This window comes from Paenibacillus sp. FSL K6-1096, from assembly GCF_037977055.1.
Taxonomy (GTDB): Bacteria; Bacillota; Bacilli; order Paenibacillales; family Paenibacillaceae; genus Paenibacillus_AQ.
Genome location: NZ_CP150274.1, coordinates 1152035 through 1174060 on the forward strand (window position 1 = coordinate 1152035; position 22026 = coordinate 1174060).

A 22026-nucleotide genomic window follows, 5' to 3' on the forward strand; every position below is an offset into this window, starting at 1 on the left:
GTTTTCTATCTATTGTAAAGCTCCCTTTGGCAAAAATAAACAGCCCGGAGCCGGAAGTACTCCGTCAGCGGGCTGTGCTAAGTCTATTATATTATTTCTTCTTCTTTCCTTTGGCACCCTTGGGGGTAGCGGCCTTGAAGCCTTCTTCATACGTATAGAGCAGATTCTCTTCGAGCTGTTCTCCCTTCAGCACCTTGCGCACCAGGCTTTTGGCCGACTTAGGGGTGACATTCCTGTACCATACGCCTTCCGGGTAGGAGATCACAACACAGGCATCCGAGCATCTTCCGTTGCAGCGGGTTACCGTTGTATGGATCAGCGCGTCTGCCCCTTGCTTCGTTATCTCATCCTCAATCGCTTCCGCTACCTCTTCCCCCTTGTGCTTCTTGCAGTCACTTCCGTTACAGATCAGCAAATGGCTGACCGTTCCTTGCAGATTCCAGGTTGTCATGGCCGTTCCGCCCCCTTCAATACAACAATACGCTGCTTGTCTTTAACCCTAAACTTTACCTTCCATCCCGGGGATCGTCAATAGAAGGAAAGACTGTTATACTATAATTGAGAATGATTATCATCTATGAAAAGAGTGACCCGAAACATGCAGACGCGAAATGCCAGCAGTTCATTGCCTAATCCTCACAGCTTTTATATTCCGGTTCATGTAACGGCTCTGGACAAGGCTGCCTTTGACCGCCAAAAAGCCATTCCCCCCTTCACCTCATTCCTGGCGGTGGTCACCGGAGGAAGCGCAGACATTGAGCTGAATGGCGAACGTATCCGCCTGTCCGCCGGTCATATTGTGTGCAGTGACAGCTCGGCGGATATTTGCCTGCCGCGCAGTCCTAAGCTGCAGGGCGTGTGGATCGAATATACGGTGATCTCCGGCAACAGCCGGCCCTTCAGCCCGCTGAACGATGCCCTGCCGGTCCGAAGCTGTCCCCTCCATATAAGCACGCTTGCTGTGCAGCTTCTTAACTGCTGGAGCCAGCCGGAACAGCGCAAGCCGTTTGCCCTGCAATTCCTGTTCACGGAGCTGCTGACTGAGCTGTATAACAGTGCTGCGGAATACATAGAACCGCAGGCTCAGTGGATTGACCGTGTATTGCATTATATTGAGTCGCACTATAATGAAGATTTGACGAGAGAACAGGCCGCCGGACTTGCCGGAGTCACCCCGGAGCATTTCTCCCGTGCCTTCCGCAAGCTCACCGGACAGACCTTCAATGAATATATCACGCTGCTGCGCATCCGTAAGGCCCAGCAGCGCATCCTTACCGGAGCGCCGAATCTGAGTACACTGGCACTTGAGGTCGGTTACAGCGAAGGAACCTATTTAAGCCGCAAATTCAAACAGGTCGTAGGAGTTTCGCCTTCAGCCTATCACCGCAAGAGCAAATCGGTAGTCTCACTGAATTTCAATCACACGGCCAGCCTCCATGCGCTCGAAGTCATTCCCCGGCTGGGGGTCTATTCGGCCTGGATGGAGAGTCTGCAGCCCGTTCCCTCCAGGAAGAAGCTTCCGGATGAAGGAACCCGCTCCGCAGGTCTATATGAACGTCTATCGTCCGCCCGGCCGGATGTCATTATCAGCTACTCCTTGCCTGACAATAGCAAGCAGCTCCTGTCCGTCGCTCCGGTGATTGAGATTCCCTTCATGCAAATGGACTGGCGGGAGCAATTCCGGCTGATTGCCGAGGTGACCGGACGTCAGCCGCAGGCAGAGGCCTGGCTAAGCCTCTATGACTGGCATTGTCACCAGGCTAATCAGCTGCTTGACCGGCGGATCGGTGACCGCGGAACCGCCATGGTCCTGGAGCTTGGTGCAGAGACGGCTTATTGCTTCAGCAGCAGCTACGGCCGCGGGACGCAGATTCTGTATCATGATCTTGGCTTCCGCCCGCCGCTTGGCCTCGTTGCCGAGGGTCTGCTGGATAAGGGCTATTTAGAGCTTGCCTTCCATGACATTGCCCGCTACCCCGCTGACCATATTTTCATTACCTCAAGCAGAGAGTCTGCTGAAGCGCTAAAGCCGCTGCAGAGCTTTCTTCACCCTGTAGAGCAACCTCCTGCCAATGACTCTTCAGGCGGAAGAATCTATTTCCTGAATCAGCCTGGTATGTTCTACGGCTTCGATCCGCTCTCCTCCGAGGCTCAATTGAAGGTCCTGATGCAGGCGCTGACATCATAAATTTACATAGCCGGAGATCACATTCAGCCATAGTCTAATCAGAGCAAACTCTGTAAAGTGTTATTGAGAATGATAATCGTTCTATATTAAGGAGGCTGCATTTTGAAAATCCCGTATTTATATTCACACCACATTCACCGGAAAGCATGGATGTTTCTTTCTCTGCTTCTGGCATTGACTCTTATGGCCTCGGGTTGCGGAAACAACATTTCTACTACCAGCAGTGATGCTGCTTCAGCTAATGCTAACGGAACACCCGCTCCCTCCCCTCAGCCGGAGAAGGCTGCTGCAACCGCGGCTCCGGCCTTCCATACTGTAACGACTGTGAATGGAGATATTGAGGTGCGGACAGCACCGCAGCGGATTGTTGCCGAGGAATATCTGGGCAGCCTGATGGCACTGGGTACGATTCCGGTCGGTGCGCCCGGGCTTGCACTGGAGAATATGTATTTCAAAGAATTCTTAACAGGAGTCGCCGATACCGGCACTTATGGTAAAATGTCACCGGAGAAGATCATCGCGCTGAATCCCGACTTAATTATCTCCGGCAATGCAGACAACTATGCAACGCTCAGTAAGATTGCCCCAACGGTTATTGTGCCATATGGCGACTTGAAGAATGCGCATGAAGAGCTGACCTATTTCGGCAAGCTGCTGGGCAAGGAGCAGGAAGCAGCAGCATGGCTGGCTGATTACGATAAGCGTATCGCTGACGCCAAGTCCCGTGTAGATGCAGCCATCCCTGCCGGGGCCACATTCAGCATTTTCGAGCATGCAGACAAGTCCACCTGGGTCTACGGGGACAACTTTGGACGCGGAGGACAGCCCGTCTATCAGGCACTGGGGCGCAAGCCGCCGGCTGAAGTTGCTGCTGATATCATGGAGAAGCAATGGGCAGAATTATCCGCTGAGACCCTGGGCAATTATGCCGGTGATTATCTGGTCATCACTGACAATACCCTGACTGCTGAAGACTTCCAGGCAGATCCGATCTGGGGCAGCCTGCCGGCCGTCAAGAACGGGAATATCTATGTATGGAAAGAAGAGCGCTCCTGGTATTATGATCCGATTGCCGTTCTGGCCCAGACGGAGGAGTTGGCCGATTGGCTGACCTCGATACAACAATAATGGAGTAAGGAGCAAGCTGCCCGGAGCCTGGAATGGCTTCCGGCAGCTTTTGGCGTTTACCCTCCTCATGACCCGGGGATACTATCTGTAGCCCGCCGGCCGGACCCGGTCAATACATGAGCGGTGCGAGAAGGAGTACAATCCATGAAGATTCTCGGTATCTATGCCCTGTTCGCTCTTCTTACGCTTGCGTTAATAGTCATCATTGATGTAATATCCGGGATCGGCCTGCTTGCCTCCCTTCATTCCCTATCCACGATCTTTGCCACTACAACCTTGCAGGAATCGATTTGTATCACGATCTTCCTGCTTCTTCCGTTCATCCAGGTAGCCTATCATGCTTCTAAGCGTCACTCCCGCCGGAAACCGTCTTAGTTCTGCCGGCGGTACAGGCCGAATTTGCTCCGGATGATATGGATCACCAGCAGCAGAATCGGAATCACCGCGCAGAATACCGGCAGAATCGTCTCCAGAAAACCCTTCCCGTCCTTCAAATGCTCCGAGTAATTCTGAGCGCTGACAAAGGAGCTGAACAGCATGATTACCCCCGCCGGATTCACCAGCTTGCGCGTATCACGGATATTAAAAAGATCAGCGGCTATAGCTACTGCAGCGTAGCAATAGACCGTCAGCTTGAAGAACACCCCGATGATCAGGGTCAGCATGACCAGCGCATCCAGCCGTTGAATGAAGTTGGCAATATTCACCAGTGTAATTGTTGTGAACATAGGGAAGGTCGTCCGGCTGTACAGGTTCTCTCCCAGGACAGCCATCTCAATAGCATGGGTGAAGCTGAGCAGAACTGCGCTGAGGATGATGGCCGTAATTCCGGCTTTTTTAACCTTACGGGATTGGTTGAAATGGGGCAGGATAGTCGTGAAGCACATCAGCTCTCCGTATGGAAAGATCAAAATGTTAGGGTAGGCAGATTTGAGAGCTTCCCTGTAATCGCTCATATGAAGCGGAAACAGATTTCTGTAGTCCACCAGTCCGGCAGCAATAACGGCTATAATGCAAATGCAGCCCATTAATATTGTTATCCAGAAGAAAATCTCCGCCGTTCTCGCAAACACCTCAATCCCCTTGTTCAGGATGTACATCACGGCCACAATCATGATTGAATTAATAATCAGGATCGGGGTCTTGTCATAGGATGCTGTGATCAGCAGATCGCCTGCTTCCCGCAGATTTCTGGAGCCGTTATACAGCAGCACCGGGAGAAACAGCAGACCCAGCGGCCAGCCCAGCCACGGGCCTAGAATTTTCCGCGCGTAGCCGCTGATGATCTGGTCCGGAAATTGAAGGTTGAGATTGGCGAACACCAGATAAAGAAGAAGTCCTCCGGGAAGTGCAAACAGAACAGCGAGCCAGACCGCATGTCCGCTCTCCAGACCGATCGGGACCAGCACCGCCGTTCCCAGCTCAAACAAGACGATCATGGAGAGCAATTGGCTCGCGCTCACCGCTTCTTTTCTCATATACTATCACCTGATTTCTGCATCTAAGCCGATTATTTGCCTTCGGGGATATACGGTTTCAGGCTCATGCCTGTGCTGCGGATGTAGGCTTCCACATGCAGATCCAGTCTCCCTTGAGCGAAGATCCGTCCCCAATTGCCGTCAAGCTGCGCCCACGCCTGCGGATTCTTCCGCTTCAGTTCATTACCGAAATTGAAAATATCGCTCTCCAGCTCCTGCCCCCTCCGGAAAGCCTGCTTCACTTCCTCCTCCGTCCGCATCGCCAGCTCTTTCTCCAGCTTGACGATCTCTTCCCGCCGGCTCAGATCCACGTAGCTGTCCGTTTCATTGACGCTCCCCTCTTCAGCGATTGTCACATGAAAGACAGGAAGCCCGTTCTCCACCGTGGTCTTTACCGTGGTTCTCGAATAGAGGATGTTAACGGCGATTGAATCTTTTCGCTTCGGGGCATCGATGTTAATAACGGTCTCTTCCATTTTATCCAGCAGCCACTGCGTTCCCCGCGCTTCTGAATCCTTCATCCAATAGAGCAGCTTGCCTTGCCGGAAAACTCCAAGCCCGTTCATGATCATCTTGGTGGGGGTCTCCGACTGCTCCAGATTACTGCTCTTCATGCCCTCCTCCACACTGCCTTTGATCTTCACCGCATTGATCGTCACATCCCCTTCCCCCGTAATGCCGTTAATGACATCGAAGACGCTGATCGTCCGGTTCTCCCCCCACACCCTTGAGGTATTCTGCGTCTTCTTGACCAAACCCGTGGATGGAATGCTCTCCACTGCGGTGAGCAGCCTCATGACGGATGCGGCGTCACTATCGCGGGCGACCAGTATGGCCGAGTTCAGCCGCAGCTCATGGGACCGCTCGAAGATATCGAACACATCGTTAATCCCGCTCCGGGCCAGGCTCTCTCCCAGAACAATAAGCTGGGTATGGGCAAAAAAAAGCTGGCGGGTCACATTCTTGGAAGCCCGCCGCAACGCTCCGAACATCGTTTTGTCTGTGGCGGACACCACGACAACGGCAGGCTTTCCGCTTCCGGGCGACGCACTGGTCGAGGTCGAAGAGGGATTAACCAGTTGGAACGTTACCTTGTATTCATCCGTCTCGGGCAACAGATCCATCCCTATACCGTTCACTATGGCCAGCTCATTAAGCTCCCGGCTGTTCCAGCAGCCGCCCAGCGGCAGCACCAGGAGCGGGATGACGGTTAACAACAGCAACAGCCGCTTAAGATTCATCGGATTTCCTCTTGGAGGCCCCTGTAGCCGGAGAAGCCGGGGTGTTGCGGCTGTTCTTCCGCAGACGCGGTCTGAGCTTCATGAAGCTCTGTGGCGAGCGGATGAAGGTATCCCGCAGGTTCTCGGGGACAAACGGCCCCATCGGCGTCATATAGGGTACACCAAGGGAACGCAGACTGCACAGGTGGGCGATCAGAATAATGGTGCTGATTGCGATGCCGTATAGCCCCATGAACGCGGCAACCGCCATAATGACGAAGCGCAGCATCCGGATGGATAACGCCATATTGAAGGCAGGCGTGGCGAAGCTGGAGATCCCGGTCAGCGAGACCACAATGACCATGGCTGGAGAGACAATTCCCGCCTGCACTGCTGCGGTCCCGAGCACCAGACCTCCGATAATCGACACGGTCTGGCCGATCGGCGAAGGCATCCGGACCCCCGCTTCACGGATTATCTCGAACGTAACCTCCATCAGAATTGCTTCGACGAAGGCGGGGAACGGCACACCTTCGCGCTGGGACGCCAGGTTGATCAGCAGCGGGGTCGGGATCATCTCCTGATGGAAGTTGAGGGCTGCGACGAAAATTGCCGGGCCGTACAAAGAAATAATTAGGCACACAAACCGCAGCATCCGGATTAGTGAGGAGATATCATAGCGCTGATAGTAATCCTCCACCGTATGAAAGAACATGAAGAACGTGGTCGGGGCAATCAGCACAAACGGAGTTCCGTCCACGAAGATGGCAATCCGGCCGTCCAGCAGGTTGGCTGCCACGCTGTCGGGGCGTTCCGTATTGAACAGTGTAGGGAACGGGGAGTACTTGTTGTCCTCCACGATCTGCTCAATATAGCCCGACTCCAGGATTGAATCGACCTCGATGCTCTTAAGCTTGTCTTTGAACACCTGGATCATCTCATCATCGGCAACACCGCGGATATACATCAGTGTGATGTCGGTGTGGGTGATATCGCCCAGCTTCATCGTTTCGGTCCACAGATCGGGATTCTTGATGATTTTGCGGACCAAAGCGATATTCGTGCTCAGGGTCTCTGTGAAGCTCTCCTTCGAGCCGCGGATCGCGACCTGGGTTCCCGCCTCCGTAACCGCTCTGACCTCTCCGCCGCTGGTGCTGCCGCTGACGCCTCCCTCCTGCCCGTCCACCAGCATAATCGTATCGCCCGACAGCAGCGCTTCCAGCAGCCCGTTGATGTCGCTGACCAGCTTCTCTTTGCCGATGCTCAGGGCGTTCTCTTTGATGTAGGCATAGACCTCCTGCGGGGTGACAGCAAGCAGCTCGCCGTCATGCCTGGTCTGAAAGGACATTACATGACTAATGAAGTGCTCAACCATATCCTTGTCAGTAATTCCGGACATATATATCGCTGCGACACGTCCGCTTCTATTAATCAAATCATAGGTGCGAATGACAAGATCGGGACTGTTCCCCAGTCTGGATTGAATCTCGCTGATATTATCTTGGAGCTTAGGGGAGATTGGCTTAGCAGACGCGGCAGGCGACTTAGACGGTTTAGACTTATCCATATCAGCACCTCCTGCCTTTTACTATTTGCCCGCCCCCCTGTTTTTATGCAGCATATGGCAGCCCCGCCATTCGCGGCAACAATAAAAGCTGTCCCCCGCACGGAACGACCGTGGAGAAACAGCTTAGATAGGTGATACAAGTCAATTAAACTAGTGGTCATCGGTGACGCCAAGCGCCTTATTCTTCTCCTTAAAGCGTTCATTATGCGAGGAGACGTAGGCTACCTTCTCCGCCTGCGGGTCGATATACAGCTTCGCACTGTTAAGCGCCAGCACCGCATCGGTGAAGGTTCCGGCAATCAGTCTTACCTTGCTCTCATAATTCACGAAATCACCGGCGGCGAACACGCCCGGCAGATTCGTCTCCAGCTTGCCGCTGACGTTCGCGCACCATTCGCCCATATCCAGGCCCCATTCTCTGAGCGGACCGAAGTCGCTTTTGAGCCCGTGGTTCACGATGACGGCATCCACCTCAAACTGCTCCTGCTCGCCGGTCTCCACGTGGCTGATCGTCACCTGGTCAATCTCGGCGCCATTGCTGCTGTGCAGCTGGCTGACCGCGTACGGCGTGCGCACCTCGACCGAGGATTCCTTCATGCGGGCAATATTCTTCTCATGCCCGCCGAACTGATCCCGGCGGTGCACTACCGTAACGCTTGCGGCAATGCCCTCCAGCTCATTTGCCCAGTCCACAGCTGAGTTGCCGCCGCCCGAGATCAGCACGCGCTTGCCCCGGAAGGGCTCCAGCTCCTGCACGGTGTAGTGCAGGTTCGTCACCTCATAGCGGTCTGCACCCTCAATTTCCAGCTTGGCCATCTGCAGAATGCCGTAGCCGATCGTCAGAATAATCGTCCGGGTCCAGTGCTGCTCGCCCGTGGACGAGGTCAGAATATAAGTTCCGTCCTCCTGCCGGGCCTGATGAATAATCTGCTGGCCGAGCACGATCGTGGGATCGAAGGTCCGCGCCTGCTCGGCCAGCTGGTCAATTAACTGGCGGCAGAGGGTGGGGGTGACGCCGCCGACATCCCAGATCATTTTCTCCGGGTAGATCAGCATTCTTCCGCCCAGCTCTTCCTTCGCTTCGATCAGCTTCGTCTTCAGATCCCGCATTCCGCTGTAAAAAGCCGTATACATACCTGCGGGACCCCCGCCAATAATCGTTACGTCGTATAATTCCAATGCGTCGTTCATGTATTATCCCTCCAAGGTCTGGTTGTATTTAGGATTTGGCACGGGCCAGAAGATACAGGAAATAAGGAGCGCCGATTACCGCCACTACAATACCGGTCGGAACCTCCGACGGCTGGAGAATCCAGCGTCCGATCGTATCGGCCGCCATGACAAGCAGCGCTCCGAGCAGCGCCGAGACAGGCAGCATCAACTGATGCTTCGGCCCGACCAGGCGTCTGGCCAGATGCGGGCCGACCAGCCCGACGAAGCCGATGCCGCCGCTGACCGCTACGCTGGAGGCGGCCAGCCCGACCGCTGCCGCCAGCAGCCGGAACTGCTCGCGCTTCACATCTGCGCCGAGCCCGGTGGCCGTCTGCTCACCCAGATGCAGCACATTCATCACCCTTGCCTTATAGAAGACATAAGGCAGAAGAATGACCACCCAGGGGAGCAGGGTCAGGACGAACTTCCAGCTTGTGCCCCAAATGCTGCCCGCTAGCCAGGTGGCGACGAACTGGTATTTCTCCGGGTCCAGGCGCAGCGTCAGCACGATCATCGCCGCGCTCATTCCCGCTGCGACGGCAACACCGGTCAGCAGCAGACGAACCGGGGCAATCCCCTCATGCCGCTTATAGGCAAGGCTGTAGATCAGCGCAGCCGTCCCGGCCGCCCCGGCAAAAGCAATAACCGGCAGCAGATAGACGGGGGCGGCTGAGGTCGTCGGATAGAACGAGACCAACAGCATAACCATCAGCCCGGCTCCGGAATTAATGCCAAGAATGCCCGGATCAGCCAGATCGTTGCGGAACACTCCCTGCATCACTGCGCCGGACACTGCCAGAGCGGCACCAATCAGCAGCGAGATCACGATCCGCGGGAGCCGGAACTGGAACAGAATCAGCTCCTGCTTCTCCGTCCCCCGGCCAAGCATGGTATGAAGCAGTTCCTGCGGGGTCAGCCTTATGTATCCTGTATTCACACTTATAATGAACATAACAACAATCAGAACGGCCAATACACTTATCACGGTCAGACCCTTCCTGAGTCTGGCCTCTTCAGAGAACGGGTTCTTTACACTCTGCATCTTCACAGCTCCCTTCTTTCTTTGCGGGCCAGATACAGGAAGAACGGTACTCCGATCAGCGCAATGATAGCACCCACCGGCGTCTCATGCGGCGGATTAATCATCCGGGCGCTCAGATCGGCCGCAACCACCAGCAGCGCACCCAGCACTGCCGAGCAGGGAATAATCCACCGGTAATCCACCCCTACGAGGTAGCGTGTCAGATGGGGAATAATCAGGCCGACAAACCCTACTGCGCCAACAATGGCAACCGAGGCTCCGGCCAGAATCAGGACGATCAGCGTCCCGGCCAGCTTGACCAGCCCGGTCCGCTGCCCCAGCCCTCTGGCAACATCCTCCCCCAGACTGAGCATCGTAATCGAACGGGAGAGAGCCACCGCGCCAAGGATGGTGGCAATGACCCAGGGCGACATTACCTGGAGCTGGATCCATTTCGTTCCGGCAAGGCCGCCGGCATACCAGAAGGCAAGGTCTTGTCCGATCCGGAAATACAGCGCGATGCCCTCACTCAGCGCCGTGAGCAGTGCACTGAGGGCGGCACCGGCCAATACCAGGCGCGCCGGGGTCAGCCCGCCTTTGGCCAATGAGCCTATTCCGTAGACGATTCCTGCTCCGGCACCCGCCCCGAGGAAGGAATACAGAATCAGATACATAAACGGCACAGCCGGAAAAAATGCAAAGCAGACTGCCAGCGCAAAACCGGCGCCTGCGTTAATGCCCATCAGTCCCGAATCCGCCAGCGGATTGCGGGTCATTCCCTGCATGATGGCTCCCGCCACGGCGAAGCTCGCACCCACCATCACCCCGCCCAGCACCCGGGGCAGCCTTAGCTCCCGGATAATCTGATGCTCTGTAATATCCGGATTGAAATGAAAAATTGCGGTCCATACGACCGAAAGCTTGATATCCGCTGCCCCGAACGAGACGGACACTGCAATCCCCAGCGCCAGCACGATCAGTCCGCCGATCAGGATCAAGGTTGCCGCCAAGGGGCGGGACCGCAGCTTCAGCGGCTCCGGCTTCCGGTCAAGCCCGCTCCCGGACACTGCCTGTTGATTCATGAATGTCACCTGTTTCTTATGAAATTGATTCTCATTATCATTATAATATTGTAATAGAGACATCCATGTTTGGCAATGGATAAAAAATAAAGACAGCCCATTCCTCAGGCCCATCCCCAAAAGGATGAACCTGAAGCGTGAGCTGCCTGTGTGGGACTGCTGGTTGTATACCGGTATTTCCGCGATACTCCAGCACCACTGCCATTACCTCGTATAGTCCTCGTATTCCTCTCTCCGGTTCAGCTTAGCGTACATATACTCATCATTCTTCAGCCTGTATAACTGGCCCATCGCGCCGAAGATAATCAGCAGCAGGACAATCAGTGCATACGCATAGGTGAACTGGTCGATATAGAAGCAGATTACAATCGCCGCAAAGGTCAGCAGCAGCAGCCCGAGGGCGATCCGGCTTAGCATTTTCTTCATTAACGTTCCTCCACAGAATCATCTTGGTCTTAATGTAGCATATTCTGCGGGCGAATCTTGTCGAAACCTGGCAATTAGATCAGCTTAGAGATCAACGTTCCGGCCAGCAGCTCGCCGAGCGTCTTGTCCAGCGGCAGCGGCTTGTTGCCGAGACAGGTACGCACAGCGGTCAGCAGGACCCGGATATCGTATTTGCTCGGGTGGACGGGGATCACTTCTTTTTCCAGCTTCAAAAGCTCATACACCGCCATCATGGCCGAGCGGACCGAATATTCCACCGTGAAGACGCAATCGTCCGGGACTTCGGCGAACTGGCCGAGGAAGGCCAGATTCACGCTGCCCTGCGGCACCACCTGCGGACGGTCCCCGGCAACACGCGGCATGAACTGGGATGTAATGTAGGGCATCATGCACGGAATAACGTTAACGGTATGCTCCAGAATCTCGGGAATGCGGTCCGCGAGGCCCATATGGTAGCACAATTCCTCCAGCAGCTCGGCTCCGGTGCAGTCGCTCATTTTCTTATGAACATAGTCGCCTTCAGCATCCGGGAACAGGCCGTACGCCCAGAGGACCTTCACATTGTCCGGCTGATTAATGAAATGCGGCTGCTTCGGTGCGGTCCAGGACATCATCCAGCCCGAATCCTTGATCGTAACTACGCCGCCCATCCCTGGCGCATCTCCAGTCAGCTCCAGCAGATGCGGGAAGACAATCTCATCATCGGTCAGAGTAATCGTGAATGACAGCCACTTCGACTTGTCGATATCGCCGCAGAACACCTCAGGACGGCCGAAATCCGGGGATTTCGCGGCAAGCTTTTCCCATAGGCTCCAGCAGCCGCGCTCCGTCACAGAGCGGTTCAGCACAGCCGGATGATGCAGATCACCCAGCGTCGAATTCTCTGTCATCGAGCCGTTCGTAACCATGACCAGATCCCCGCGGGCAACAGCGATGCGTCTCTGCAATCCGTTCACCAGCAGCTCTATAGCGGTAACCACCTTCTCCCCGCCGGTCAGGTCCAGCGTGAGATCGGTGACCTGATGATTTTTGTCAAAATGAACGCCCTCCCGCTCCAGCCACTTCATGAGAGGCAGAATCAGCGAATCGAACTGGTTGTATTCGGTATGCAGAATGCCCTTCAGCCGGTTCATTCCCGAGATCAGGTGCATGAACCGCTCCATGTAACGCTTGACCTCAACCACACTGTGCCAGTTCTCGAACGCGAACATCGACCGCCAGAAGTACCAGAAGTTCGTCTCCAGGAAGCTCGGGTCAAAAAACTGCTCAATTGTCACCGCCCCCAGCCGCTCCTCGGTAGCCAGCGCCAGCTTACCCAGTTGCAGGGAATGTGCGGTGGAGAGGCCAAGCGTGGAGAAATCGGCGGGGGTGCCCTGCTTCTCGACCAGGCGGCAATGCGATTCAATCGGTTCGGCCAGATTCAGCTCGCGGAATTCATCCAGCACCGTCCGGTCCGGGTTAGTCAGTGATGGAATGAAGCCGAACAGCTCCATGAAGCACTCGAAATGCTCCTCAATCTCGCGTCCGCCCCGGGCGCTGTAGCCGTCCTTGGCATTGCCCGCCCCGTCCATCGAACCGCCGTATACCGCCGACTGCTCCAGAATATGAATATTCCGGCCGGGCATATGCCCGTCACGGATCAGGAACGCCGCCGCCGACAGGGAGCCGATTCCGCCTCCAACCAGATATGCCTTGCGCGAAGCGATGCCTTCCTTCACCCGGGGATGAATTCTCTGATATGTACCCATGTGTCCTCTTCCTTCCTTAATCAGGGGATAAGTGCCTGCTAACTGCCTTCACTATATCCGCCGTGAACCCGGAATACGATGGACACCTTGATGCTTCTGTACAGGGATTACACATCCCTTATGGATTGTGTCATTTCTCAGCCGGAATGGCAGCCGACCAGTAATGCGCAAGCCCCCGGGCGATGCTGCCGTCCATAATCCGCCCCACTTTGTCCACTAGTCCCGCCGGATCGGAGTTGGCCCCTGCCCGGAGCCAGTGAATCACCTGTTCAAGAATCGCCAGCGTATAGAAATCGGCAAAATCCAGCCTGGCCTGCATCCTCACCTGCTCCGTAATGAGCGCCCGGCTGGTCTCCTCCCGCTCGTCCAGCTCCTCCACCACCCGGATCATCACGCGATAGATAACGCCGTACAGGAACTGCTCCAGATGCTCGCGCCCCAGGGAATGGAAGGTGTTCAGACACATGGTTTTGTTGTCTACCGTATAGCGCAGCACACTTAAGAACCCCTGCTTCCAGCCGGCAATGCAGCAGTATTGGTCCAGCCCTTCGATGACCTCTAATTTGTAGATCCAGCCAAGCAGCTCATAGATATCCTGAAAATGATTATAGAAGGTATGCCGCGTCACCCCGCAATCTGCGGTCAGCTGCTGGATGGTTATTTTGTTGAGGGGGGTGGTGAGCATCAGCTTTTTGAGAGACCGGGCTAAAGCGTTCTTGGTTAAGAGTGAACTCGACATCTCTTCCTCCTGAACTCTTCGAATTTGATATTCCAATTATAACCATTTCCCGGTTCCATTTCATCCCGGCTGCTCCACAGCCGTTACTCCCGCTCGCCGAGCCGGACTGAATAGGTCTTATATCCTGCATCGCTAATTTCCAGGCAGTTCAGCTGCTCACCGTATACACAGCCGCCGTCGATGCCGATTTTGTCGCCCAGCGGACTGAACCAGACACCTGCCCCGTCCTGCAGATCCACCGTAGAGGTATGGCCGAACACAACCGTCTTCTCCGTAGAAGTTACAGGATGATTATAGAACGGCTCCCGGATCCAGATAAAATCATACTCCCGCTGGCTCCGCCAATCGGCTAGAGAAGGATCTATTCCTGCATGGACGAACAGATGGGTATCCGTCTCATAGTAGAAGGGCAGCGAGCCCAGGAAATCCAGATGCTCCTTATACTCAGTACGCATGAATTGCTTCATCTCCGTATAGTCCTTCCAGCCTGAATCCGGGTGCAGCAGGACGGAATCCCGGCCTCCGCAATAGCTCAGCAGGGTCTGGAATCCCCCATTCGTAATCCAGTGGGTATCCCGCTTGTCATCTTCACCCGCCAGCGCATCTAACGCCATCTGGTCATGATTGCCCCGCAGCACAATAACCCCCTCATCTTCGGCAAGCCGCTTCACCTCCTCTACGACCGCTCTGCTGTCCGGCCCTCTGTCCACATAATCGCCCAACAGAATCAATTGATCCCTGGAGGGGTTATAGTCCGCGCGGCGGAGCAGCAGGTTGAATTCTTCTATACAGCCGTGGATGTCACTAATCACTAACGTTCTCATGCCGCTCTCCTCCTTCTTCACATGAAACTATACTATCACAAGATGAACGCAAAATTCCCTCACAAAGTGGGGCTTTAGCGTAGATGATGACTCAGGTACTTTGCGGGGACCCCAAAACATATCAATTCTTATCTAACAAAAAAAGAGGTTCACCCGCTGAGCGTTAGCTTAACGTTTGAACCTCCGTTTTACATTCTATTCTGCTTGGGCCGGTACGGGCCTTCCCGCAGCGCTGTCCCAGCGCCAGGAGGCGTTATGCCCCTGCAGGTGCAGGCCGCCGTACCATTCATCAATGCCTTGTCTTAGCACCCGGTCCGCGTCCCCAGCCAGCACCTGCTCACCCAGCGCTGTCAGTCTCACGCTGCGGTTCAGGAAGTCCGGGACTTGCCGGTAATCTGTAACCTCTGCCACTCCGTCAATTCGCAGCAGCGGATTCCCGCCAGCCGTCAGGGAACGCAGGATTTTCCAGTATTCCGTGTCGCCCATACCCAGCCGGTGCAGCTCATCCGTCACCTGCCGGAATAGCTTCAGCGGCGTATCAGTTCCGCTAGCCACAGCTTGAAGGGTGGTCTGTTCAGCGATCCCGAGGCCGTTCTCAACAGAAGGCAGCCGGGAGAGATGGGTCTGGAAGGCGTCATAGGCAAAAGCGAGCGCAGTGCCTGCCAGCTCCTCCCTGTGCTGCTCCAGATAATCGGCGAGCGTGCCCGGATTTGAGGCTGCATAAGCCTGCCACAGTCCGCTGCCGAGCGTAAGCTCCCTGCGCCCGATATTCTGCCAGGTTCCGCGCAGGGCGCCAAGCTGGTCTGCCGTCAGCTGCCCCAGGCCATGGAACGGTTCAATCCCGGGGAATTCGCCGATGCAGAGCAGGCTCAGCTTCGTTTTGCCAAGCTTTTGCCCATTGAACCAGTCTAGCAGATATGCCAGCATACTCTGGTCGAACAGATCATGCTCGAACCACAGCACCACCTCATCATACTGGCGGAAGCCGCTGATCCTGCGCTCCTGCTCCTCGCATCCCGCCATATATTCAGCCGAAGGAATGCCCATTGTTGATTGCAGAACCTCCGCCCGCAGCTTCCGTGCCTGCTCTTCCGCCGGATCTATGAATATCGGGCCAGCCGGATAAATCTCTCTCCATACCAGCACCTCTCCCTGAACAATACCCTGCTTCAGCTTGTCGCCTACGGAATCACCATTCACAATATGCAGCATACGCGCTCCCCCTTCATGTAACAGATGAAATGCGGCGGCCAGATCAGCAACAGGTAAAGCGCCCTTCAGCTTGCGTCTGCCGTCGTACAGCCTTTTTTTGAGTGCAGCGGCTGAAATGCCCAGATAACCCGCAATCTCCTGCACCGAGTACCCATAGAAGTAGAACAGCTGAAGCGGAATTCGCAGCTTGGGCGGCAATTCGGCCACACAGCGGTGCAGCACTCCCGTCCATTCCCGGCGTTCCGCCACTTCCTGAGCGCCTGGTGCAGCCCCGGCGACATGCTCCGCCGCCTCCAGAGGCAGCAGCACCTGAGCCTTCCGCCGCAGCAGCCGGTGGCATTGCCTGACGACAATCGTCTTGAACCATCCCGGGAACGCCGCCGGCTCCTGGAGGCTGCCGAGGTGCATATAAGCTTCAATGAATGCTTCCTGCACGGCATCCTCTGCCAGCTGAACATCGCCCAGCCGGTCATAAGCCACGACATAAGCCATCCCCCGCACATGCTCCGTCAGCTGCCGGAAGGCTTCCGCATCACCCTTCTGCGCCTGTTCGATCCACTGTTGCATATGTCTCCCGGACCTCATTTCTGTAAGTTGTTCTTCTGTTCTAATCATAAGTGCCGTTCCGGGAGAGAATGGTTACATTTCTATTCCGCGGCTCCAAGGACGGAGATGAACTCCGGCGGAAGCTCGTCTGCCAACCATATGTTATGATTGCCATGGTAGAATTTGATCCCGTCAGCGGCGGCCCGTCCGGCATCGATGGTTAAGATCACAGGACTCGGGTCCTTGCGTCCTCCCACCAGCTTGGCGGTATCCGTATCCACCGAGAAATGGACATACTGTCTCTTCATCGGCTTCAGACCCTCATGCAGAATCGTGTCCACCCATTGCCGGGCGGTTCCGTGGTACAGAACGGAGGGCGGGGCTGCGTCCTGTTTGATGATTTTTTGCGGAACAGAGTGCCCGTACAGCGCCCTAATCCGCCCGTCCACAATCTCATGCCGCTGCTTGTCCGATGCTGCGATCATCTTATCCAGATCCTCCGCTTGGACCGGCTGCCACTTCTTGTTCTGCTGCAAGGCATGGAGCAGCTGCCCAATATCCACCCATCCCTGTTCATCCAATTCCAGCTCATACTCCCACGGCGCATGACGCAGAATGTATGACACCTCTTTACTAAGCTTCATATAGTCCATTGGATTCAGCTCCTTCATTAATCCATTGTTGCTAATCGTCATCGATTATTACGAGTTTAGCATAGGTGAAGCTTCCGGAATAACCGTGACAAGGCCATTGATGCGCTCCATCAGCCAGATGAACGGACAGACATTCCGCTATTTCTGCTAATCAGGCGGTTATGCGGAGTGTGCGGACTCAGTGCAATTCGTTATCCGGCTAATTTCCGCATGATTGGGAGCCGAATAGTCACGATAGCGGAATCTCAGTCCGTCTCAGCTCCAAAAAGAGCCTTTTCGGCGAAATTAGGGAATCGGAGTCCGTCTGAGTCTGGTTAGTACAAGGGGCGTTGTGGGTTGTGCTCCCCGGCCTCACTATAAGTGCACGCAAAAAGCCGCCCCTCCCGAGGCGGCCCCTCCTTGCACCCGTCACTGTACATCATTTGCCCTAACATGCTACAATACGGACCCGGCCGCTGGCGGCCAGGCTTCCTGCCTGCTGCACTGCTGCTTGCTGTACCGGAACCTACTGCGCAATCTGCTCGCGGATATTCGCGAGAATCTTCTTCTCCAGCCTCGACACCTGCACCTGCGAGATGCCGAGGCGGCTGGCGACCTCCGACTGGGTCTGATCGCGGTAGTACCGCAGGTACACAATCAGCCGCTCGCGTTCGGTCAATGCGCCAATGGCCTCGTTCAGCGCCAGCTTGTCGAACCAGCGCTCCTGCGAGTCGTCAGCGATCTGGTCGATCAGGGTGATCGGGTCGCCGTCGTTCTCGAAGACGGTCTCGTGAATCGAGGTCGGCGGCTTGTTGGCCTCCTGGGCGAAGACGATTTCTTCAGGCGTGACGCCCAGCGCCTCCGCCACCTCACCGATGGTCGGCAGGCGGTCAAGCGTCTTCGACATCTCGTCCTTCATCTTGCGCACCTTGTTGGCCATCTCCTTCAGCGAGCGGCTGACCTTGAGCGTGCCGTCATCGCGGAGGAACCGCTGGATCTCGCCGATAATCATCGGCACCGCATAGGTGGAGAACTTGACCTCATAGCTGAGGTCGAACTTATCAACGGACTTCAGCAGTCCGATACAGCCGATCTGGAACAGATCATCCGGTTCATATCCGCGGTTCATAAACCGCTGGACCACCGACCAGACGAGGCGGATATTGCAGTTGACCAGCGTGTCGCGGGCCGTATGGTCTCCGGCCTGACTGAGCGCGATGAGACGTTTGACCTCCGCATCGTCCAAATAGGTCGGCGGAGCTTTTTTTGCTTCGGCATCCATGGCTCCAACCCCTAATTGTATAAAGCTTTTTTCGAGACGATGGTTTTCTTCATGGAGATGGAGGTTCCCCGTCCCGGTTCACTGGTAACCTCGAATTCATCCATGAAATTCTCCATAATGGTGAAGCCCATACCCGAGCGCTCCAGCTCCGGCTTGGACGTATAGAGCGGCTGCTGGGCCAGCTCCAGATCCTCAATGCCCCGGCCCTGATCCTCGATGACCAGATGAACCGTCTCCTTCTCGATGGAGGCCGAGATGCTGACAATTCCTTCCGGATCGCTGTCGTATCCGTGAATGATGCAGTTGGTGACCGCTTCAGACACCACTGTCTTCAGATCGTTCAGCTCCTCCATCGTTGGATCAAGCCGGGAGACGAACGCTGCTACGACAACGCGCGCGAACGATTCATTCTCCGACAATGCGGCAAACTGGACACTCATGAAATTACGGGCTTTGCTGCTGTTCGTCATAACGCAACCTCCAAATCCGAGAGTGCGGCGCTCTCGTTGTCATATAGGGGCATGATTTTGAACAAACCCGACATTTCCAGCAGGCGCTTCACCGGCGCATTGGCATCGCAGACGGCCATCTTCCCGCCCTTGGCGCGGATCAGCTTATACCTGCCGAGAATGACTCCAAGCCCTGAGCTGTCCATGAACTGCAGGTCCTTCAGGCTAAGGATCAGATGCTCCACCTGGCCCCGCATAATTGCTTCATCCATATCCATTCGTACGTAATCGGCTGCATGATGGTCCAGCTCTCCGGACAACCGGACAATCAGCACACCCCGGTGATGCTCCATCTCCACATGAGAATTCATTCTTGCCACTCTCCTCTTCGTTGCTGGGTCAACCGCCCTGTAACTTCATAACTTTCCCCTACAGGGACAAGGTTTCTACACCGCAAATGAGGATTCCTGCCTCACGACAAAACTAGAAGAAAACCCCTAATAACCTACATAAAACACAGAAGCACTCTACAAAAAGGAACAAATAAGTGGAAACAGCATTCCCGTCCTTTCAGGGACGGCAACGCACCGGCCGCCGCTTAATCCTTCGTAAACATTGAGCCTGTAGCCCGCTTGAACAACTTCCACCAGCCGGCCTTGGCGATATTCTCGCCTGCCTTCAGCTCGTATTCCTTCAGCATGTCGTTCCCCTGGTACACCACCAGCTTGCCGACCGTCTGGCCTTCAGCCACCGGCGCCTTCACATGCTCATTCAGCACCAGCTCATGGCGGATTCCTTCCTGGGTCACTCCTTTACGGAGCAGGATACTGTAGTCCTCCTCTGCAACCAGCGGCAGCTGGCTCTTGACGCCCTTCTCTACTCGTACGGTGCCGATCGTATCGCCTGCTTTGTGAATCGTATGCAATTTGTACTGGGAAAACAGGTAGTCGAACATCGCCGACACTTCGCTGTTACGCGTCTTGGTGTTCGGCTCGCCCAGCACCACCGCTACCGCACGCAGGCCGTCTCTCGACGCCGTAGCGGACAGGCAAAACTTCGCTTCCGAGGTGTAGCCGGTCTTGAGGCCGTCAGCCCCCGTATAGAAGCGCACCAGCTTGTTCGTATTCACCAGCCAGAACGGCTTGGGCGAATCCTTGCGCAGATAATCCTGGTAGGAGCCGGTGTATTTGATAATCTGCTCATGCTTCAGCAGCTCCCGGCTGATGACAGCAATATCATGCGCGGAGGAATAATGGTTCGCTGCCGGCAGCCCGTTGCAATTAGCAAAATGCGTATCCTTCAGGCCCAGCTCCTTCGCCTTCTCGTTCATCAGGTCCACGAACGCGCTCTCCGAGCCGGCAATTTTCTCTGCCATGGCTACAGAAGCGTCATTGCCGGAGGCCATCGCGATACCTTTTAGCATATCGTCCACCGTCATTTCCTCACCCGGCTCCAGAAAAATCTGTGAACCGCCCATCGATGCGGCATACTCGCTGGTCCGCACCTTGTCGGTTAGCTGCAGCCGTCCTTCATCCAGTGCCTCCACCGTCAGCAGCATAGTCATAATCTTGGTAATACTGGCCGGCGGAAGCTTATCATGGCTATTCTTCTGGTAGATAACCGTGCCTGTACTGGCATCCATGAGAATGGCAGAGCGTGCTCCAGGGGCCAGATCAGCGGCAGAAGCTCCTCCGGCGGAGCCGGAACCCGCGTTGCCTTTGGCTTTTTCCTCGGCGAAGGCGCCTGTTGCCCCTCCCAGAACCGATACGGCGATGCACAGCGCAAGCGTAACATAACGAATTTTCCTCACAATGGTTCCCCTCCTGAACTTAACCTTCATTTCACAGGTACTGTGTTCCAGTTTCGTCCAAAAGGCAGGGAATTATTCCATTGGGGATCAACAAAAAACAAGCTTCCCCTTGTCCCGAGCGACAATTGATGAGGAAGCCTGCTTCAATCTGCTTATTATGACTATGAGTTGCTCTGCCCGCTATCGTACACTGCCCGCATTGACAACTGGACGGCTGCGGCCGCCATGCCCCAGATAGAGCCTGGACAACACAGGGGAGCGCATGGCCCACATGGCTGCGAACAGCGGAACGGCGACACCAACGAGTGTAAAGGGCACCAACCCGTAATCTGTACCGAGCAGGTACTTAAGCCCGTAGTTCAGCGGCAGATGCAGGTACATGATGGCAATGGAGTTGCGCCCCAGCGCCCCCATCCAGTCCAGCGGCACCAGCTTCGAGAGCTGGTAGACTGCGGCGCAGATCGTCAGGGAGATCATCAGCGGAACCGCCAGGTCCAGCACCAGCGCGTCATACTCCTTGTATTTCATATTCAGGCTGTAATGGATGATTCCTTGCCGCTCCAGCAGCAGCACCAGCCCGGATAACGGAAGCAGCAGCGGCAGCGCCCAATAGCGGCGGAGCAGCGCAGGGATCAGGGTTTTACCGTAGAAGCCAATGGCATAATACGTGACGGCCAGCAGGGATACGTCGGCATTCCAGGGCATATTGAACGTTCGGAGGACGGTCAGTGAGATGAGATGCGACAGCAGATAAGCGGAGACGATCAGGAGAATTTGCGTGCGGCGGGAATACCGGATGATGTATCCGAACAGCAATTGAGTGAACAGCAGGCAGGTGATGAACCAGAACACCCCGTAAGGTCCGGTCAGCGTCATGCCGCCGTATAACAGCCTGGCTATATTCTCGGCGAAGCCTTTTACATTCAGGGTGAACAGCAGCAGCACCGCCGCAATTAGCAGTCCATAGGCGAAGTAGGGTGTCATCAGCCCCCGGGTGCGCTTCAGCGCCCATTGCAGATACCGGCCGGGCTCCACGGGCTTGAAGACCAGTCCGCTAAGGATGAAGAAGAGCGGCATCCGGAACCACGATAGATAATGATTCGCTGCAGCATCGCCGGAATGGCCCATGACCACAAAAATAATACTGAATCCCTTGGCGGCATCAATCCATAATTCACGCGGTTTATTCACTGTTCCCTTCCATCTCCTCCCATTATCAGCAGTAATTTAATATAATTATAAAAGCGCCGCTGTTTCTTTTCAAATTTTAATGAAATTTTTCAGCCGAATTTCTGAAACACAATTCTCTTAACAACGGGAAATCCGCTGCAAAAATAAGCCGATCTTCCTAGAGCGCTCCTTTCGGCCCCGGTGGGGCTTAAATAGGGCTAAAGTCGGGCGTCAGAGCGGGGAGATAGCGGGTAATGGAAAGGTCGCTGGC

Annotated in this window: 21 protein-coding genes; 3 read left to right on the forward strand and 18 right to left on the reverse strand. The window is 55.3% G+C overall.

Annotation, left to right across the window (positions count from 1 at the left end; genetic code table 11):
* Positions 1-91: 91 nt before the first annotated feature.
* A complete protein-coding gene (locus tag MHI24_RS05230; protein WP_340024511.1) occupies positions 92-451 on the reverse strand; it encodes a (2Fe-2S) ferredoxin domain-containing protein in 360 nt (119 codons plus the stop codon).
* A gap of 147 nt (positions 452-598) precedes the next feature.
* Here MHI24_RS05230 and MHI24_RS05235 point away from each other — a divergent pair, with 147 nt between their 5' ends.
* The 3 genes from MHI24_RS05235 (at position 599) to MHI24_RS05245 (ending at position 3691) form a co-directional block, all read left to right on the forward strand.
* Positions 599-2188, forward strand: a complete 1590-nt coding sequence (locus tag MHI24_RS05235; protein WP_340024512.1) for an AraC family transcriptional regulator — start codon at positions 599-601, stop codon at positions 2186-2188.
* Positions 2189-2530: 342 nt separating this feature from the next.
* Positions 2531-3316, forward strand: a complete 786-nt coding sequence (locus MHI24_RS05240; RefSeq protein ID WP_340024513.1) for an ABC transporter substrate-binding protein — start codon at positions 2531-2533, stop codon at positions 3314-3316.
* 144 nt (positions 3317-3460) lie between these two features.
* Positions 3461-3691, forward strand: coding sequence for a hypothetical protein (locus tag MHI24_RS05245; RefSeq protein ID WP_340024514.1), 231 nt, complete (start codon positions 3461-3463; stop codon positions 3689-3691).
* Here the strand turns inward: MHI24_RS05245 and MHI24_RS05250 are convergent.
* The 17 genes from MHI24_RS05250 to MHI24_RS05330 all read right to left on the reverse strand — a co-directional run bounded on the left by MHI24_RS05250 (position 3688) and on the right by MHI24_RS05330 (position 21776).
* Complete coding sequence (locus MHI24_RS05250) at positions 3688-4794, reverse strand: GerAB/ArcD/ProY family transporter (protein ID WP_340024515.1); 1107 nt, start codon at positions 4792-4794, stop codon at positions 3688-3690. The genes MHI24_RS05245 and MHI24_RS05250 overlap by 4 nt on opposite strands.
* A 32-nt stretch (positions 4795-4826) precedes the next feature.
* Complete coding sequence (locus tag MHI24_RS05255; protein WP_340024516.1) at positions 4827-6035, reverse strand: Ger(x)C family spore germination protein; 1209 nt, start codon at positions 6033-6035, stop codon at positions 4827-4829.
* Positions 6025-7581, reverse strand: coding sequence for a spore germination protein (locus MHI24_RS05260; protein ID WP_340024517.1), 1557 nt, complete (start codon positions 7579-7581; stop codon positions 6025-6027). The genes MHI24_RS05255 and MHI24_RS05260 overlap by 11 nt, the downstream gene beginning before the upstream one ends.
* 150 nt (positions 7582-7731) lie before the next feature.
* Positions 7732-8772, reverse strand: coding sequence for an NAD(P)/FAD-dependent oxidoreductase (locus MHI24_RS05265; RefSeq protein WP_340024518.1), 1041 nt, complete (start codon positions 8770-8772; stop codon positions 7732-7734).
* Between the two features lie 28 nt (positions 8773-8800).
* A complete protein-coding gene (locus tag MHI24_RS05270; protein ID WP_340024519.1) occupies positions 8801-9835 on the reverse strand; it encodes an iron ABC transporter permease in 1035 nt (344 codons plus the stop codon).
* Positions 9836-9837: 2 nt separating this feature from the next.
* Positions 9838-10896, reverse strand: coding sequence for an iron ABC transporter permease (locus MHI24_RS05275; protein WP_340024520.1), 1059 nt, complete (start codon positions 10894-10896; stop codon positions 9838-9840).
* Positions 10897-11100: 204 nt separating this feature from the next.
* Positions 11101-11322, reverse strand: a complete 222-nt coding sequence (locus MHI24_RS05280) for a hypothetical protein (RefSeq protein ID WP_340024521.1) — start codon at positions 11320-11322, stop codon at positions 11101-11103.
* Between the two features lie 74 nt (positions 11323-11396).
* On the reverse strand, positions 11397-13091 hold the full coding sequence (locus tag MHI24_RS05285) for an oleate hydratase (protein WP_340024522.1): 1695 nt from the start codon (positions 13089-13091) through the stop codon (positions 11397-11399).
* Positions 13092-13221: 130 nt separating this feature from the next.
* A complete protein-coding gene (locus MHI24_RS05290; protein ID WP_340024523.1) occupies positions 13222-13830 on the reverse strand; it encodes a TetR/AcrR family transcriptional regulator C-terminal domain-containing protein in 609 nt (202 codons plus the stop codon).
* An 83-nt stretch (positions 13831-13913) separates the two neighbouring features.
* A complete protein-coding gene (locus MHI24_RS05295; RefSeq protein WP_340024524.1) occupies positions 13914-14654 on the reverse strand; it encodes a metallophosphoesterase family protein in 741 nt (246 codons plus the stop codon).
* 195 nt (positions 14655-14849) lie between these two features.
* A complete protein-coding gene (locus MHI24_RS05300) occupies positions 14850-16433 on the reverse strand; it encodes a sigma-70 family RNA polymerase sigma factor (RefSeq protein WP_340024525.1) in 1584 nt (527 codons plus the stop codon).
* A gap of 80 nt (positions 16434-16513) precedes the next feature.
* The gene (locus MHI24_RS05305) at positions 16514-17065 is read right to left on the reverse strand and encodes an RNA 2'-phosphotransferase (protein ID WP_340024526.1); all 552 of its coding nucleotides are present in this window, start codon (positions 17063-17065) and stop codon (positions 16514-16516) included.
* Between the two features lie 505 nt (positions 17066-17570).
* Positions 17571-18326, reverse strand: coding sequence for an RNA polymerase sporulation sigma factor SigF (sigF, locus tag MHI24_RS05310; protein ID WP_238650125.1), 756 nt, complete (start codon positions 18324-18326; stop codon positions 17571-17573).
* An 11-nt stretch (positions 18327-18337) separates the two neighbouring features.
* Positions 18338-18796 carry an anti-sigma F factor gene (gene spoIIAB / locus MHI24_RS05315; protein ID WP_340024527.1) on the reverse strand — a complete coding sequence of 153 codons (459 nt, stop codon included), beginning with the start codon at positions 18794-18796 and terminating at the stop codon, positions 18338-18340.
* Positions 18793-19146 carry an anti-sigma F factor antagonist gene (spoIIAA, locus tag MHI24_RS05320; protein WP_340024528.1) on the reverse strand — a complete coding sequence of 118 codons (354 nt, stop codon included), beginning with the start codon at positions 19144-19146 and terminating at the stop codon, positions 18793-18795. The genes spoIIAB and spoIIAA overlap by 4 nt, the downstream gene beginning before the upstream one ends.
* Before the next feature lie 227 nt (positions 19147-19373).
* Positions 19374-20585, reverse strand: coding sequence for a D-alanyl-D-alanine carboxypeptidase family protein (locus tag MHI24_RS05325; protein WP_340024529.1), 1212 nt, complete (start codon positions 20583-20585; stop codon positions 19374-19376).
* Between the two features lie 180 nt (positions 20586-20765).
* On the reverse strand, positions 20766-21776 hold the full coding sequence (locus MHI24_RS05330) for an acyltransferase family protein (protein WP_340024530.1): 1011 nt from the start codon (positions 21774-21776) through the stop codon (positions 20766-20768).
* Positions 21777-22026 lie beyond the last annotated feature (250 nt).

Bases quoted from the DNA above. Each gene is read 5' to 3' on its own strand.
- MHI24_RS05265 (WP_340024518.1), bottom strand. From the start codon at position 8,772: ATGAACGACGCATTGGAATTATACGACGTAACGATTATTGGCGGGGGT.
- MHI24_RS05235 (WP_340024512.1), top strand. From the start codon at position 599: ATGCAGACGCGAAATGCCAGCAGTTCATTGCCTAATCCTCACAGCTTT.
- MHI24_RS05305 (WP_340024526.1), bottom strand. From the start codon at position 17,065: ATGGACTATATGAAGCTTAGTAAAGAGGTGTCATACATTCTGCGTCAT.
- MHI24_RS05295 (WP_340024524.1), bottom strand. From the start codon at position 14,654: ATGAGAACGTTAGTGATTAGTGACATCCACGGCTGTATAGAAGAATTC.
- MHI24_RS05255 (WP_340024516.1), bottom strand. From the start codon at position 6,035: ATGAATCTTAAGCGGCTGTTGCTGTTGTTAACCGTCATCCCGCTCCTG.
- MHI24_RS05290 (WP_340024523.1), bottom strand. From the start codon at position 13,830: ATGTCGAGTTCACTCTTAACCAAGAACGCTTTAGCCCGGTCTCTCAAA.
- spoIIAA (WP_340024528.1), bottom strand. From the start codon at position 19,146: ATGAATTCTCATGTGGAGATGGAGCATCACCGGGGTGTGCTGATTGTC.
- spoIIAB (WP_340024527.1), bottom strand. From the start codon at position 18,796: ATGACGAACAGCAGCAAAGCCCGTAATTTCATGAGTGTCCAGTTTGCC.
- sigF (WP_238650125.1), bottom strand. From the start codon at position 18,326: ATGGATGCCGAAGCAAAAAAAGCTCCGCCGACCTATTTGGACGATGCG.
- MHI24_RS05230 (WP_340024511.1), bottom strand. From the start codon at position 451: ATGACAACCTGGAATCTGCAAGGAACGGTCAGCCATTTGCTGATCTGT.
- MHI24_RS05300 (WP_340024525.1), bottom strand. From the start codon at position 16,433: ATGCAACAGTGGATCGAACAGGCGCAGAAGGGTGATGCGGAAGCCTTC.
- MHI24_RS05250 (WP_340024515.1), bottom strand. From the start codon at position 4,794: ATGAGAAAAGAAGCGGTGAGCGCGAGCCAATTGCTCTCCATGATCGTC.
- MHI24_RS05260 (WP_340024517.1), bottom strand. From the start codon at position 7,581: ATGGATAAGTCTAAACCGTCTAAGTCGCCTGCCGCGTCTGCTAAGCCA.
- MHI24_RS05245 (WP_340024514.1), top strand. From the start codon at position 3,461: ATGAAGATTCTCGGTATCTATGCCCTGTTCGCTCTTCTTACGCTTGCG.
- MHI24_RS05270 (WP_340024519.1), bottom strand. From the start codon at position 9,835: ATGCAGAGTGTAAAGAACCCGTTCTCTGAAGAGGCCAGACTCAGGAAG.
- MHI24_RS05275 (WP_340024520.1), bottom strand. From the start codon at position 10,896: ATGAATCAACAGGCAGTGTCCGGGAGCGGGCTTGACCGGAAGCCGGAG.
- MHI24_RS05285 (WP_340024522.1), bottom strand. From the start codon at position 13,091: ATGGGTACATATCAGAGAATTCATCCCCGGGTGAAGGAAGGCATCGCT.
- MHI24_RS05280 (WP_340024521.1), bottom strand. From the start codon at position 11,322: ATGAAGAAAATGCTAAGCCGGATCGCCCTCGGGCTGCTGCTGCTGACC.